We start from the raw sequence: 14,648 nt of genomic DNA, 5'->3' as shown, positions 1-14,648 counted from the left end.
CCCGCAAGACAGAGGGGGCCGGGTCAGAGCAGGGAGTCGACCGCGACGGTGAGGAACAGCAGCGCCAGGTAGGCGTTCGACCAGTGGAAGAAGCGCATCGGGCGCAGGTCGACGCCGGTCTTGCCGGAGTTGAGGCGCCCGAGCAGGCGGTAGACCTCCCACAGGCACATCACGCCGAGGGCGGCGGCCACGGCGGGATAGAGCGCCGTCGTGCCGGCGACCGGCCACAGCAGCAGCGAGCAGATCACCGTCGCCCAGGTGTAGGCGATGCTCTCCCGCACGACCCGGCGCTCGCCCGCCACCACCGGCAGCATGGGCACCTTGGCGGCCGCGTAGTCCTCGCGGTAGCGCATGGCGAGGGTCCAGGTGTGCGGGGGCGTCCAGAAGAACACCACGCCGAACAGGACCAGGGGGGCCCAGTCGAGCCGCCCGGTGATCCCCGACCAGCCGATCAGGACCGGCATGCAGCCCGCGATGCCGCCCCAGACGACGTTCTGCGAGGTGCGGCGCTTGAGCAGCAGGGAGTAGACGAAGACGTAGAACAGGATCGCGGCGGTCGAGAGCCCGGCGGCGATCCAGTTGACGGCCAGCCCGAGCCCGAGCGTGGACAGGGCGCCCAGCACGATGCCGAAGATCAGCGCGTTCCTCGGCGAGACCTCGGCCATGGCCAGCGGGCGGCGCCGGGTGCGGCGCATGGTGGCGTCGATGTCCCGGTCGATGTAGCAGTTGAGCGCGTTGGCGCTCCCCGCCGACAGCGTGCCGAACACCAGGGTGGCGACGGCCGTCCACAGCGGGGGAAGGCCGTGGGCGGCCAGGAACATGACCGGGAGGGTCGTGATCAGGAGCAGCTCGATGATCCGCGGCTTGGTCAGCGCGACGTACGCCCGCACGGTCGCGAGCGGTGATCGGCGCTCGCCTGCGAGCGGGACCGTCGTTGGCTTGGTCGTCAGCACCGTCAAGGCGCTTCCAGCGGGTGCGGGGTCAACGCGTAACCTCTGATTGGAGCGGATCCGTGAATGCGGGCATGAGCCGACGCTTGAGGACTCACTGTAGTGCGGGGGGTCGGCGGGCCCGGCATCGGGGGCGAATGCCACCTCCGGCGGCGCCTTCGGCCGGGTGTTCATCATGGCTGGTGAAAGGCCCCCCACGTGCCCGGTCACCCAGGTCCCGGCCCGTAACATGGTTCACGTTCCAGATGGCGTGCAGGGGGCAGGGTTAAAACGACGTGGGCGCCACTTTTCCCGGTCACATGTTGGACGCACGATGCATCTACGGTGAGGGGATCGACCCGTTAGGGTCCGGTGTGGGGAGGAACGCCCAGACCGGACGTGCGAGCGAGCCGAGCCGGCGCCAATACCAATAGGAGATCGAGCAGTTGAGCAGCGAACTCGTGCCAGAACTTGAGTGGGGCGACCTCGATCGGCGCACGGTCGACGTGATACGCGCCTTGGCGATGGACGCGGTGGAGAAGGCGGGCTCGGGCCACCCCGGCACCGCGATGAGCCTGGCGCCCGCCGCCTACCTGCTATTCCAGCGGATTCTGCGCCATGATCCCTCCGACCCGGCCTGGACCGGGCGTGACCGGTTCGTGCTGTCGGCCGGCCACTCCAGCCTCACCCTTTACATCCAGCTCTACCTTTCGGGGTACGGCCTGACCCTGCAGGACCTGGAGTCGCTGCGCCAGTGGGGCAGCCTGACCCCGGCCCACCCTGAGCACGGCCACACGCTCGGCGTCGAGACGACCACCGGGCCGCTCGGCCAGGGCCTCGGCAACGCGGTCGGCATGGCCATGGCCCAGCGGCGCGAGCGGGGCCTGTTCGACCCCGACTCCGCGCCCGGCGCCAGCCCGTTCGACCACCAGATCTGGGTGATCGCCTCCGACGGCGACATCGAAGAGGGCATCAGCCACGAGGTGAGCTCCATCGCGGGCCACCAGAAGCTGGGCAACCTCAACGTCATCTACGACTCCAACCACATCTCGATCGAGGACGACACCGCCATCGCGCTGTCGGAGGACGTCGCCAAGCGGTACGAGGCGTACGGCTGGCACGTGATCACCGTCGACTGGACCGAGACCGGTGAGTACGTCGAGAACGTCGAGGAGCTCTACCGGGCCTACCAGGCCGCGCTGGCCGAGACCGAGCGCCCGACGCTGATCAAGCTGCGCACGATCATCGGCTGGCCCGCGCCGAACAAGCAGAACACCGGCAAGATCCACGGCTCGGCGCTCGGCGCCGACGAGGTGGCCGCCACCAAGGAGGTCCTCGGCCTCGACCCGGCCAAGAGCTTCGACGTGCCCGAGGAGCTCCTGGACCACGCCCGCGGCGTCGTCCAGCGCGGGCGGGCCCTGCACGCCGAGTGGGCCAAGGGCTTCGACGCCTGGCAGGCCGCCGGCTCCGAGCGGGTCGCGCTGTTCGACCGCATGCGGGAGCGCAAGCTGCCGGCCGGCTGGGAGCAGGCGCTGCCGACCTTCGAGGCGGGCAAGTCCGTGGCGACCCGCAAGGCCTCGGGTCAGGTGCTGACCGCGCTGGCCCCGGTGCTGCCCGAGCTGTGGGGCGGTTCGGCCGACCTGGCCGAGTCCAACAACACCACCATGGAGGGCGAGCCGTCCTTCATCCCCGAGGAGCACCAGACCAAGGCCTTCCCGGGCGACAGGTACGGGCGCACGCTGCACTTCGGCATCCGCGAGCACGGCATGGGCTCGATCCTCAACGGCATCGCCCTGCACGACGGCACCCGCCCGTACGGCGGCACGTTCCTGGTCTTCAGCGACTACATGCGCCCGGCCGTGCGCCTGGCGGCCCTGATGGGCCTGCCGGTCACCTACGTGTGGACGCACGACTCGATCGGCCTCGGCGAGGACGGCCCGACCCACCAGCCGGTGGAGCACCTGTGGGCGCTGCGCGCGATCCCGGGCCTGGACGTCGTGCGCCCCGCCGACGCCAACGAGACCTCGGCCGCGTGGAAGGCCATCCTTGAGCACACCGACCGCCCTGCGGCCCTGGCGCTGACCCGGCAGAACGTCCCGACGTTCGCGGCCTCGGCCGACTTCGGCAAGGTGGCCAAGGGCGCCTACATCCTCGAAGAGGCCTCCAACGGGCAGCCCGCCGTGATCCTCATCGGCACCGGCAGCGAGGTGGAGCTCGCCGTCGGGGCACGCAAGTTGCTGGAGGACGAGGGCTTCCCGACCCGTGTGGTGTCCATGCCGTGCGTGGAGTGGTTCAACGCGCAGGACGACGCCTACAAGCAGCTCGTCCTGCCGCCGGCGGTCCGCGCCCGGGTCGCGGTGGAGGCGGGAATCGCCCTGGGCTGGAGGCAGTTCGTAGGTGAGGAGGGTGAGGTCCTGAGCCTTGAACACTTCGGCGCCTCCGCGCCGTACAAGACGCTGTACGAGCAGTTCGGGCTGACCGCCGAGCGCGTCGCCACCGCGGCGAAGGGCAGCCTCGCCAAGACCGGGGCCGACAAGGGCCACACAACCGGAAACTGAGGGACCTTAGTCATGAGCGAAAACCTGAAGCGCCTGACCGGCCAGGGCGTGTCGATCTGGCTCGACGACATCAGCCGTGAGCGCCTGCGCACCGGCAACCTGGAAGCCCTGATCCGGGACAAGCAGGTCACGGGCGTCACGTCCAACCCGACGATCTTCGCCTCCGCCCTGAGCAAGGGCGACGCCTACGACACCCAGCTGCGCGACCTGTCGGTCCGCGGGGTGGACGTGGGCGAGGCGGTCAGGGCCATCACGACCTTCGACATCCGCTGGGCCGCCGACGTGCTGCGGCCGGTCTACGACGCCACCAAGGGCGTCGACGGCCGGGTGTCCATCGAGGTCGACCCGCGCCTGGCCGACGACAGCGCGGAGAAGACCGTGGCCGAGGCCAGGGCGCTGTGGTGGCTGGTGAACCGGCCCAACGTGTTCATCAAGATCCCGGCGACCCTCGACGGGCTGCCCGCGATCACGCAGGCGCTCGCGGAGGGCATCAGCGTCAACGTCACGCTGATCTTCTCGCTGGAGCGTTACCGCGCCGTCATGGACGCCTGGCTCGCGGGCCTGGAGGGGGCCAAGGCCAACGGCCTTGACCTGTCCACGATCGAGTCGGTGGCGTCGTTCTTCGTCAGCCGCTTCGACACCGAGATCGACAAGCGGCTGGACAAGATCGGCACCCCCGAGGCCGTCGCGCTCAAGGGCAAGGCGGCCATCGCCAACGCCCGTCTCGCCTACGCCGCCTACGAGGACGTCGTGAACGACCCGCGCTGGCAGGCGCTCGAGGCCGCGGGCGCCCGTCCGCAGCGCCCGCTGTGGGCCTCCACCGGGGTCAAGAACCCGGACTACCCCGACACCATGTACGTCGACCAGCTCGTCACCGCGGGCACGGTCAACACCATGCCGGAGAAGACCCTCGACGCGGTCGCCGATCATGGCAACATCGACGGCGACACCATCCGGCCCGGCTACGAGCAGGCGTGGAACACCATGGCCGAGCTCAAGCAGGCCGGTATCGACTACGACGATGTGGTCAAGGCGCTGGAGGAGGAAGGCGTGCAGAAGTTCGTGGCCTCGTGGGACGAGCTGCTCGGGACCCTTGAGACAGAGCTGAGGAAGGCCGGCTGAGGCCGGTCCGCGATTCGCATCCGAGCCGGCCGGGCGCCGAGGCGGCCCGGCCGGACTCTCGTCAAGACCGCCGATCCGGGCGCGCGCGATGCCCGGCGCACCGGCGCCTGCCGGCCCGCTCTCGCGCGAGGAGAGACTTCTAAGGATGGATATGTCCGTAACGTTCGGTGACGACGCGGTAGCCGATGAGGCGTCCGAGGCCGTGCGGGGGCTCGCCGAGGCGAGCGTGCCCCAGGCACTGTCCAGCGGCGACCCCACCTTGTGGGGACCCGAGGCCGAGGAGGAGGCGCGCGTCCGCCTCGGGTGGCTCGGCCTGCCCACCACCTCGCGCGAGCTGCTCCCGGAGATCGCCAAGCTGGTCGAGCGGGCCCGCGCGGAGAACCTGGAGCACGTCGTGCTCGCCGGCATGGGCGGCTCTTCGCTGGCCCCCGAGGTCATCTGCGCCAGCTCCGACGTGCCGCTGACCGTCCTCGACACCACCGACCCCGGCCAGGTGCGCCGGGCGCTGGACGACCGCCTCGACCGCACGATCCTGGTGGTGTCCAGCAAGAGCGGCTCGACGGTCGAGACCGACAGCCACCGCCGCATCTACGAGAAGGCCTTCCGCGACGCCGGCATCGACCCCGCCGACCGCATCGTGGTGGTCACCGACCCGGGCTCCCCGCTGGAGCAGAGCGCCATCGAGGCCGGCTACACCGTCATCCTGGCCGACCCGAACGTCGGAGGCCGCTACAGCGCGCTCACCGCCTTCGGCCTGGTGCCGAGCGCGCTGGCCGGGGCCGACATCGCGGCCCTGCTCGACCAGGCCGCCGAGGTCCTCCCGAGCCTCGCCGGCGACCAGGACAACCCCGGCCTGGAGCTGGGCGCGGCGATCGGCGCCGCCGCAGTGGCCGGCCGCGACAAGCTGCTGCTGGACGACAGCCTGTCGGGGATCAACGGGCTGCCCGACTGGACCGAGCAGCTGGTCGCCGAGTCGACCGGCAAGCAGGGCAAGGGCATCCTGCCCGTCGTCGGCACCGACCCGACCGACGGCGGCGACGAGCTGGTGGCGGGCATCGACACCGAGGCCGGCGTCCAGATCGACGGGCCGCTCGGCGCGCAGTTCCTGGTGTGGGAGTACGCCACCGCGGTCGCCGGGCGGCTGCTCGGCATCAACCCCTTCGACCAGCCGAACGTGGCCGAGTCCAAGGAGAACACCGCCCGCATCCTGCGGGACGCCGGCGACGGCCCGCTGCCGACCGGTGCCCCGGCGCTGGTCGACGGCCCGGTGGAGGTGTACGGCACCCTGCCCGAGCACGTCAAGGACCTCTCCGGCGTCCTCACCTTCCTGCTCGAGGACATCCCCGAGCGGGGCTACCTGGCGATCCTGGCCTTCCTCGACCGCGAGGCCGCGTTCGACGTGCCGGTCCCGGAGGACGCCTCCTTCGAGGAGATCACCGACGTGTGGGCCGCGCACGACGCCGCCACCCTGCAGGGGCTGCTGTCGATCCGCACCGACCGGCCGGTCACCTTCGGCTGGGGCCCGCGCTACCTGCACTCGACCGGGCAGTACCACAAGGGCGGCCCGCAGAACGGCGTGTTCCTGCAGATCACCGGCGTGGTGGAGAACGACCTGGAAGTGCCGGGCAAGTCGTTCACCCTCGGACGGCTCCAGCTCGCCCAGGCGCTCGGCGACCTCGACGCGTTCGGCAAGCGGGGACGACCGGCCGTACGCCTGCACCTGACCGATCGCGAGGCCGGTGTGCGGCACCTGCTCGCCGCCGCCCGGGAGGTTTGATGAACGACAGTGAGCAGCCACGCTCGGCCGGCGAGAGCGGCCCTCCGGGGTCCACGACGGCGCCGGAGGGCGCGAGCGGCCTGACCGGGCCGGACGGGGGCGCGCCCGCGCCCTCGCCCCGCGAGGTCTCGGCCGCCGCGCACGCCGAGCACCCCCACAAGGTCACCCCAGACGACTCGCTCACGGCCGCCCAGTCGGTCGCGAGCACCGCCACCACGATGGAGGTGATGGAGGCGAACCCGCTGCGCGACCCCCGCGACAAGCGCCTGCCGCGCGTGGCGGGGCCGTGCGTGCTGGTGCTTTTCGGAGTGACCGGCGACCTGGCGCGGCGCAAGCTCCTGCCCGCCATCTACGACCTGGGCAACCGGGGGCTGCTGCCGCCGGGGTTCTCGCTGGTCGGCTTCGCCCGGCGCGACTGGGCCCACCAGGACTTCGCCAAGATCACTCATGACGCCGTCAAGGAGCACGCCCGCACTCCCTTCCGGGAGGAGGTCTGGAAGCAGATCTGCGAGGGACTGCACTTCGTCCCCGGCTCGTTCGACGACGAGGGCGCCTTCGACGCGCTGGCCATGGCGCTCAAGGAGATCGACGAGACGCGCGGGACCGGCGGCAACTACGCCTTCTACCTGTCGACGCCGCCGAAGGCCTTCCCGCTCATCGTCGACCAGCTCAAGCGCACCGGCCTGACCAAGGCGCCGGCCGGCTCGTGGCGCCGCGTGGTGATCGAGAAGCCGTTCGGGCACGACCTGAAGACGGCCAGGGAGCTGAACCGCACCGTCGACTCGGCCTTCAAGCCCGACTCGGTGTTCCGCATCGACCACTACCTGGGCAAGGAGACCGTCCAGAACATCCTGGCGCTGCGGTTCGCCAACACCCTGTTCGAGCCGATCTGGAACCGCGGCTACGTCGACCACGTGCAGATCACGATGGCCGAGGACATCGGCGTCGGCGGCCGGGCCGGGTACTACGACGGCATCGGCGCGGCCAGGGACGTCATCCAGAACCACCTGCTTCAGCTCCTGGCGCTGGTCGCCATGGAGGACCCGACGGCGTTCGGCGCCGCGGCGCTGCGCAGGGAGAAGGAGAAGGTCCTCGAGGCCCTCACCCTGCCGGAGGACCTCAGCCTGGCCACCGCCCGCGGCGCGTACACGGCGGGCTGGCAGGGCGGCGTGCCGGTCGCGGGGTTCCTGGAGGAGGACGGCATCCCGGCGGACTCCACCACCGAGACCTACGCCGCCATCAAGCTGGAGATCGCCAACCGGCGCTGGGCCGGCGTGCCGTTCTACCTGCGCACGGGCAAGCGCCTCGGCCGCCGGATGACCGAGGTCGCCGTGGTCTTCCAGCGGGCGCCCCACCTGCCGTTCAGCAAGACCGACACCGAGATCCTCGGGCAGAACGCCCTGGTCATCAGGATCCAGCCGGACGAGGGCATCACGGTGCGCTTCGGCTCCAAGGTGCCGGGGACCGCCATGGAGGTCCGGGACGTGAACATGGACTTCGCCTACGGCGAGGCGTTCCTCGAGTCCTCCCCCGAGGCCTACGAGCGGCTGCTGCTTGACGTGCTGATCGGCGACCCGCCGCTGTTCCCGCACCAGCGCGAGGTCGAGCTGTCGTGGAAGGTCATCGACCCGATCGAGGAGTTCTGGGCCAAGACCGACGAGCAGCCGGAGGGGTACCCCTCGGGGACCGGCGGCCCCAAGTCGGCCGACGAGCTGATGGCCCGCGACGGCCGAGTATGGAGGATGCTGTGACCCACACGCGACAGCCGGGGCTACGCCCGTCACGGGGGGCGGCGTGACCAGTTTCCTCATGGGGGCCACCACCGCCTCCGACATCTCCTCGCAGCTCACCCGGCTGCGCCACCAGGTCGGCGCGCCGGCCGTCGGCATGGTGCTGACGCTGGTGGTGGTGTGCGACGAGAGCCACCAGTACGACGCGGTCCGCGCGGCCTCCGAGGCCTCACGCGAGCACCCCTCGCGGATCCTCGCGGTCATTCCGAGGGAGCGTGAGGAGGCCACCCGGCTGGACGCGGAGATCCGGGTCGGCGAGCTGACGACCGGCGAGGTCGTCCTGCTCCGCCTGTACGGGGAGCTGCGCGAGCACGCCGACTCGGTGCTGTCCCCGCTGCTGCTGCCCGACATCCCGGTGGTCGTCTGGTGGCCCAACAACGCCCCCGAGGCGCCCGCCAAGGACCCGGTCGGCGCGTTCGGCCAGCGCCGCATCACCGACGCGCGGTCGGCCGGCGACTCGGTGGCCGCCATCCGGAGCCGCAGCGCCGGCTACACGCCGGGCGACACCGACCTGGCCTGGACCCGGATCACCCCGTGGCGCAGCCTGCTGGCCGCGGCGTTCGACCAGCCGGTCGGCAAGATCCTGGACGGCTACGTGGAGGCCGAGCCGGGACACCCGAGCGCGGCGCTGCTGGCCGTGTGGCTCTCGGACCGGCTGGACGCGCCGATCAAGGTGACCGAGTCCAAGGGCCCGGGGCTGACGACCGTCCACCTGCGGCTGAAGGGCGGCGAGGTGGTCGTGAAGCGGCAGGACTCCCGCACCGCCACCCTGGTACGGCCCGGGCAGCCGGACCGGCAGGTCGCGCTGGCCCGGCGGCCCACCTCCGACCTGCTGGCCGAGGAACTGCGGCGGCTGGACCCCGACGAGGTGTACGCGGCGGCGATCCAGGCCGCCGCCTCCAACGGCTCCAAACGGTCGTGACCCGCTTCGCCGGGTCCTGATCTGGTTCGCACCTGGTGGCCCGGCATCCACCTTCGGTCCCGGATTCTTCGGGACGAGGGCGGGTGCCGGGCACCGATCGTTGTTAAGGACGGTTGTTCTCGTGAGTGTTCCTTCGGTTCTCGTCCACCGGGACGCCGACCTGCTGGCGAAGGCCGTCGCGGCACGCCTGATCACCGGGCTGGTCGACGCCCAAGTGGCCAAGGGCTCGGCGCATCTGGTGCTGACCGGCGGCGGCATGGGCGTCGCCACCCTGGCCGAGGTGGCGGCCACCCCGGCGCGCGACGCGGTGGAGTGGCCGCGCCTGGACATCTGGTGGGGTGACGAGCGCTTCCTGCCGGCCGGCGACCCCGAGCGCAACGAGACCGGCGCCCGGGAGGCGCTGCTCGACCACGTCGACGTCAACCCCGCCCGCGTGCATTCCGTGCTCGGTCCCGACTCGGGCATGACCGCCGAGGAGTCCGCCGACCGGTACGCCGACGAGCTGCGGGCGATGTCGCGCAACGAGGACCACGGCCCGGTGCCGTCCTTCGACATCCTGCTGCTCGGGCTCGGCCCGGACGGCCACGTGGCCTCCCTGTTCCCCGGGATGCCCGCCCTGTACGACGAGCGCCCGGTGGTGGCCGTGCACGGCGCGCCCAAGCCGCCGCCGACCCGGATCTCCATGACGCAGCCGACCATCAGGTCGGCGCGCGAGGTGTGGGTGATCGCGGCGGGCGAGGAGAAGGCGGGAGCGGTGCGCCTGGCCCTGCAGGAGTCCGGGCCGGTGCAGGTGCCGGGCGCGGGGGCGCGGGGGCGGCTGCGCACGCTGTTCCTGCTCGACCGCGCCGCCGCCTCCAAGATCCCTCCCGGCCTGGGCCGCCCCGCCTCCCCCTGACCTTCCGTGATCCGACGCGGCTAGCGGGGCGCGGAGAGCGCGTCGATCTCGGCGATGATCGCGCGCTTGCCGTCCCCGTCCAGGTAGGACGCGTTGACGGCGTTACGGGCCAGGTCCGCCAGGTCCTCGGGGCCGAGGCCGAAGACCTCCGACACCACCCGGTACTCCCGGTCGAGCGTGGTGCCGAACATGGGCGGGTCGTCGCTGTTGAGGGTGACGTACAGCCCCTGCTCCAGCAGCCGGGGGAACGGGTGGGCGGCGATGTCCGGCACCTGCCGGGTGCGGACGTTGGACGTCGGGCACACCTCCAGCGGGATCTGGGTCTCCCGCAGGTGGGCCATGAGCCGTGGGTCGTCCACGCAGCGGATGCCGTGGCCGATGCGCTCGGCGCCGAGCCCGTCGATGACCTCCCAGATGGTCTCGGGCCCGGTCATCTCGCCCCCGTGCGGCACGCTGTGCAGGCCGGCCGCGGTGGCCGCGCGGAACGCGTCCCTGAAGGCGTCGCGGTAGCGCGGGCGCTCCTGCTCGATCCCGGCGAGGCCGAAGCCGACCAGCGCCTCGGGCGGCTCGTTGAGCGCGTGGTCGAGCGTGGCCCGGGTCCCCTCGATCCCGAACTCGCCGGGGATGTCGAAGACGTAGCCGACGCGCACCCCGTACCCCGCGGCCTCGCGCGCCGCCAGGTCCAGCGCCTCGGTGATGGCGCGCCGGGACATGCCCATGCGCTGGTGGGAGTACGGGGTGACCGTCAGCTCGACGTACCTGACGTTCTGGGCGGCGAGGTCGCGCGCGGCGCCGGTGACCAGGGTGGCGACGTCGGCGGGCTCGCGTACCAGGCCGTTGACGCCCTCGTAGATCTGGGCGAAGTGGGCGAAGTCCCGGAAGTCGTAGAAGTCCCGCAGCTCCTCCTCGGTGGAGGGCACGGCGCTGCCGGGATAGCGCCGGGTGAGCTCGAGGACCGTGGGCACCGAGGCGGCCCCGACCAGGTGAACGTGCAGTTCGACCTTGGGCAGGGCCGCGATGAACGCTTCGATCGATGTGGTGCTGTCCGTCATAGGGACCGACCTTAGGCAGCCCGATGACCTGGACGAAAGCCATTTACCGGGAATCTCACACTATTGTGTGAGATTCGGCCGGAAGGCCCTTCCTTCAGGGGCGGACGGCGGCCAGGAGGCGGTTGTCGCCGTTCTGCCACAGGGTCCCGACCTCGGCGAAACCGGCATCGTGGAGCGCGGAGACGTGCGTGGACAGCTCGCCGGACTCCGAGCCGTGGTGCGCGGCGCCGGCGACCCTGCGCTCCCGCTCGTGGCGAAGCCCCGACAGCACCGGGTCCGCGGCGACCGCGTCCCACCACTGGCGCCAGTCCTCGGGCGGGCCCTCCTTGAAGCGCCGCCGCGTCGCCCGGTCGTGGATCGCGTGCTCGAGCTTGGCCAGCGCCGGTGTGACGTCGCCGGCGTCCATGTGGTCACCGTTGAGGAACAGGCCGCCGGGGCGCATCACCTGGGCCAGCTCGGCGAACAGGGCGCGCAGGTCGGCTTCGGGCAGCCAGTGCAGCGCCGTGGTGCTGACCGCCACGTCCACCGGGCGATCCAGGCCGAGGCGGGAGGTCCATCCGGCCACGCACAGGTCGAGGTCGGCGAAACGCAGCCCCGGGGTGCCGTCGTGGCAGGCGCCGCCGAGGGCCAGCAGGAGCGGATCGGCGTCGATCGCGATGACCGTGGCCTCGGGAAGGCGGTCCAGCAGGCGGGCGGAGAGCGAGCCGGGGCCGCAGCCGAGGTCGAGCACGAGCGGGTCGGCCCGCCCGGCCCCGGCCTCGACCGCGTCGATCAGAGCGGTGAACCGCTCCTCGCGGTCGGGCAGGTACCCCTCCTGCTGGCGGTCCCATCGGGCGATCCAGTCCTGTGCGAGCTCACGCGGGAGAACGGGCACGAGGGCCTCCTTGTAACTGTTGTCCAAGCTTTCAGTGGTCACAGCCTAAACCGCGTTCCCGTAACGGGTCAAGATGCTTTCGACGGTTACCAGAAGGGCCGACCGTGCTCACCGGAACCGGGCGGGCCGATCACCCGGACCGGGCGGGGCGGTCACCCGGACCGGGCGCGGGCCGCCCGCCGCTCGCCGTGATCCCCCGTCGCGGCCATCGGCTAGGTTGGTGGACGCGAGACCGAGGACGAGGGTGCAACTACTCCAGTGAACTTCAACAGCCACGCCGACACCGCTGTGGCGGTCGCCGCCTTCCTGGTGAACACGCTGACGCCCGGCGAGAGCCGGGGCCGCCCGCATGCGTTGCCGCCGCCGGGCCCCGAGCGCGCCGCCACCGCCACCTCGGCCCTGCGCGCCGGCGGCTGGAAATCGACCGAGGCCACCGAGACCGAGGCCGACCAGCTCGTCGGCGTCGCCGCGGAGCTGCGCGTCATCTTCGTCGCGGTGGACCGGCACGACATCGACAGCGCCGCCGAGCAGGTGAACCGCCTCCTGGACCGCACGCAGGCGCGCCCCCACCTCGAACGGCACGACGGCGAGCCCTGGCACCTGCACTTCCACGGCACCGGCCAGACGCTCGGCGACGACTGGGCCGCCGCGTGCGCCACCGGCCTGGCCATCGTGCTCGGCAGCGAGCTGCACGACCGGCTCGGCGTGTGCACCGCGCCCCACTGCGACCGGGTCTACGTCGACACCTCGCGCAACGGCACCCGCCGGTTCTGCTCCACCGCCTGCCAGAACCGCGTCAAGACCGCCGCCTTCCGCGCCCGCGCCGTCCAGCCCTGATCCCCCGGGCCGCCCCGCCGGGTAAAGCATGGTCACTTCACGTGTCGAGATGATCACTCTGGGGAAGTGAGTGAAGGTCATCCGGAACGGCCGGCGAGCCGTTCACCTGGCGACCGGTCCGCTTCCGTGCGACATCGCGGGCGCGCGGACCGGCCCGCCGCGAAGTCTCTCAGGGGGAAGAAGTGGCTGTACGGAGTCCTCGATCGGCCGCCGTCCCGGTGGCCCTGCTGGCGGTCGCGCTGCTCGGCGGATGCGGTGGCGGCAAGGCCCCCACCATGACGCCCGAAGGCGCGATCGTCAGCAGCACCGCGGGCCTACCACCGTCGGGCGCGGCGCCTTCGGCCGGCGCCGTGCCGACGGCGGGCGCCGACGCCGAGTACAACGCCGAATGCCCGACCGGGGGCAACGCCAAGCCGTTCGCCAAGACCCGGTTCGCCCTGCACGCGGGCCTCGCCCTCGGCGCCTTCCACCGCTACATCTACAAACCCCTGCGCGACGGCGGCTTCAAGGAAGGGGCCGACAAGCGGAAGCGCACCTTCGTCAAGGCCGCGGTGGCGGGGGTCTTCGCCCTGCACGAGCTGAAGATCGCCAAGGGCTTCTCGGTGGCCAACCCGACCCTGTGCAAGGCGGTCGCGGGCGTCAGCGACAAGTTCACCGCCCTCACCGGCAAGCTGAAGGGCGGCACGGCCACCGAACCCGACCTCAACGCGAGCAAGGCCTCCATGGACGGCCTCCAGCAGGACGCCACCAAGAACGGTTTCGGCTTCACCGAGAAGAACGTCTCCGTTCCCGGCGCGAGCTGACCCCGCACGCCCGGGGGGCGCGTGGTCGCCACGCGCCCCCCGGTGGAGCGGGCCTATCGGCCGATGGTGTCCAGCTCCGCGACCACGTCGGCCGGGAGGTCGAGGTGCGCGGCGGCGACGTTCTCGCGAAGGTGGGCCGGCGAGGAGGTCCCGGGGATCAGGACGATCGCCGGGGACCGCTGGAGCAGCCAGGCGAGGGCGACCTGCTGCGGCGAGGCGTCCAGGCGGGCGGCGACGTCGGTCAGGATCCCGGACTGGAGCGGGCTGAAGCCGCCGAGCGGGAAGAACGGGGCGAACGCGATGTTCTCGGCCGCGCACCGCTCGACGAGCTCGTCGTCCTGCCGCAGGGCGAGGTTGTAGAGGTTCTGCACGGTGACGACGGGCGCGATGGCCTGCGCCTCCGTCAGTTGCGCGGAGGTGACGGAGCTGAGCCCGAGGTGGCGGATGAGGCCCTCGCGCTGGAGCTCCACCAGGGCGCCGAACTCCTCTGCGAGGGATTCCTCGGTGGGGCTTTCGGGGGTGCCGAGGCGCAGGTTGACGACGTCGAGGGCGTCCAGGCCGAGGTGCCTGAGGTTCTCGTGGACCTGCGCCTTGAGGTCCGCGGGCTCCCGCGACATGATCCAGGAGCCGTCGCCGCCTCGGCGGGCGCCGACCTTGGTGACCAGGTGGAGGTCCGCCGGGTAGGGGTGCAGGGCCTCCTTGATGATCTCGTTCACGACGACGGGGCCGTAGAAGTCGCTGGTGTCGATGTGGGTGATGCCGAGGTCGACCGCCTCGCGCAGGACGGCGACGGCCTGATCGCGATCCTTGGGCGGTCCGAAGACACCGGGTCCCGCGAGCTGCATGGCGCCGTAGCCCATGCGGCTGATGGTGAGGTCGTCCGCGAGCGTGAGGGTGCCGCCGCCGAGTGTGCTGATGGTCATGTCATCTCTCTCACGGGGGTTCGGCCGCGTCACGGCGGGCGCCGTGGGTGGCCGGGTCACTGACTAACCGGTTAGCCATATCCTCGCTCCTGTCTAACCGGTTAGTCAAGTGCGTGGCATGCGAACGACAGAACGCCCGCTTCGCATGGCGCGGGGCCATGCGAAG

At 71.6% G+C, this 14,648-nt stretch carries 12 protein-coding genes; 8 read left to right on the top strand and 4 right to left on the bottom strand.

What is annotated here, in order from left to right; genetic code table 11:
• Positions 1-23: 23 nt before the first annotated feature.
• On the bottom strand, positions 24-959 hold the full coding sequence (locus NYZ98_RS17290) for a heme o synthase (RefSeq protein ID WP_380707811.1): 936 nt from the start codon (positions 957-959) through the stop codon (positions 24-26).
• A gap of 416 nt (positions 960-1,375) precedes the next feature.
• On the opposite strand from NYZ98_RS17290, the gene tkt reads away from it, so the two are divergent.
• The 6 genes from tkt to pgl all read left to right on the top strand — a co-directional run bounded on the left by tkt (position 1,376) and on the right by pgl (position 9,993).
• Positions 1,376-3,487: a transketolase gene (gene tkt, locus NYZ98_RS17285; protein WP_262843819.1), complete on the top strand. Its 2,112-nt coding sequence runs from the start codon at positions 1,376-1,378 to the stop codon at positions 3,485-3,487.
• 12 nt (positions 3,488-3,499) lie between these two features.
• Positions 3,500-4,609 carry a transaldolase gene (gene tal / locus NYZ98_RS17280; protein WP_262843818.1) on the top strand — a complete coding sequence of 370 codons (1,110 nt, stop codon included), beginning with the start codon at positions 3,500-3,502 and terminating at the stop codon, positions 4,607-4,609.
• Positions 4,610-4,754: 145 nt separating this feature from the next.
• The gene (locus NYZ98_RS17275) at positions 4,755-6,386 is read left to right on the top strand and encodes a glucose-6-phosphate isomerase (protein WP_262843817.1); all 1,632 of its coding nucleotides are present in this window, start codon (positions 4,755-4,757) and stop codon (positions 6,384-6,386) included.
• A 218-nt stretch (positions 6,387-6,604) separates the two neighbouring features.
• Positions 6,605-8,137, top strand: a complete 1,533-nt coding sequence (gene zwf, locus NYZ98_RS17270; RefSeq protein WP_262843894.1) for a glucose-6-phosphate dehydrogenase — start codon at positions 6,605-6,607, stop codon at positions 8,135-8,137.
• Between the two features lie 58 nt (positions 8,138-8,195).
• Positions 8,196-9,098: a glucose-6-phosphate dehydrogenase assembly protein OpcA gene (opcA, locus tag NYZ98_RS17265; protein ID WP_380707823.1), complete on the top strand. Its 903-nt coding sequence runs from the start codon at positions 8,196-8,198 to the stop codon at positions 9,096-9,098.
• Positions 9,099-9,219: 121 nt separating this feature from the next.
• On the top strand, positions 9,220-9,993 hold the full coding sequence (pgl, locus tag NYZ98_RS17260) for a 6-phosphogluconolactonase (RefSeq protein WP_262843815.1): 774 nt from the start codon (positions 9,220-9,222) through the stop codon (positions 9,991-9,993).
• Between the two features lie 20 nt (positions 9,994-10,013).
• Here pgl and add read toward each other — a convergent pair whose 3' ends face one another.
• Positions 10,014-11,045, bottom strand: coding sequence for an adenosine deaminase (gene add, locus NYZ98_RS17255; protein ID WP_262843814.1), 1,032 nt, complete (start codon positions 11,043-11,045; stop codon positions 10,014-10,016).
• Between the two features lie 94 nt (positions 11,046-11,139).
• Entirely contained in the window at positions 11,140-11,919 is a 780-nt protein-coding gene (locus tag NYZ98_RS17250) for a class I SAM-dependent methyltransferase (RefSeq protein ID WP_262843813.1), read from the bottom strand.
• 258 nt (positions 11,920-12,177) lie between these two features.
• Here NYZ98_RS17250 and NYZ98_RS17245 point away from each other — a divergent pair, with 258 nt between their 5' ends.
• Together NYZ98_RS17245 and NYZ98_RS17240 are read left to right on the top strand one after the other, a co-directional pair.
• The gene (locus tag NYZ98_RS17245; protein WP_262843812.1) at positions 12,178-12,756 is read left to right on the top strand and encodes a CGNR zinc finger domain-containing protein; all 579 of its coding nucleotides are present in this window, start codon (positions 12,178-12,180) and stop codon (positions 12,754-12,756) included.
• Between the two features lie 182 nt (positions 12,757-12,938).
• Positions 12,939-13,559 carry a hypothetical protein gene (locus NYZ98_RS17240; protein ID WP_262843811.1) on the top strand — a complete coding sequence of 207 codons (621 nt, stop codon included), beginning with the start codon at positions 12,939-12,941 and terminating at the stop codon, positions 13,557-13,559.
• 53 nt (positions 13,560-13,612) lie between these two features.
• Here NYZ98_RS17240 and NYZ98_RS17235 read toward each other — a convergent pair whose 3' ends face one another.
• Positions 13,613-14,482 (bottom strand): oxidoreductase, encoded by an 870-nt coding sequence (locus NYZ98_RS17235; RefSeq protein WP_262843810.1) that lies wholly within the window; start codon positions 14,480-14,482, stop codon positions 13,613-13,615.
• Positions 14,483-14,648 lie beyond the last annotated feature (166 nt).

Origin of the sequence: Sphaerisporangium corydalis (assembly GCF_025506355.1) — a bacterium.
Lineage (GTDB): Bacteria > Actinomycetota > Actinomycetes > Streptosporangiales > Streptosporangiaceae > Sphaerisporangium > Sphaerisporangium corydalis.
Note: the sequence above shows the minus strand (reverse complement) of the source record. Positions and strands in the feature narration are given on the sequence as shown.

Bases quoted from the DNA above. Each gene is read 5' to 3' on its own strand.
- NYZ98_RS17275 (WP_262843817.1), top strand. From the start codon at position 4,755: ATGGATATGTCCGTAACGTTCGGTGACGACGCGGTAGCCGATGAGGCG.
- zwf (WP_262843894.1), top strand. From the start codon at position 6,605: ATGGAGGTGATGGAGGCGAACCCGCTGCGCGACCCCCGCGACAAGCGC.
- opcA (WP_380707823.1), top strand. From the start codon at position 8,196: ATGGGGGCCACCACCGCCTCCGACATCTCCTCGCAGCTCACCCGGCTG.
- tal (WP_262843818.1), top strand. From the start codon at position 3,500: ATGAGCGAAAACCTGAAGCGCCTGACCGGCCAGGGCGTGTCGATCTGG.
- NYZ98_RS17235 (WP_262843810.1), bottom strand. From the start codon at position 14,482: ATGACCATCAGCACACTCGGCGGCGGCACCCTCACGCTCGCGGACGAC.
- add (WP_262843814.1), bottom strand. From the start codon at position 11,045: ATGACGGACAGCACCACATCGATCGAAGCGTTCATCGCGGCCCTGCCC.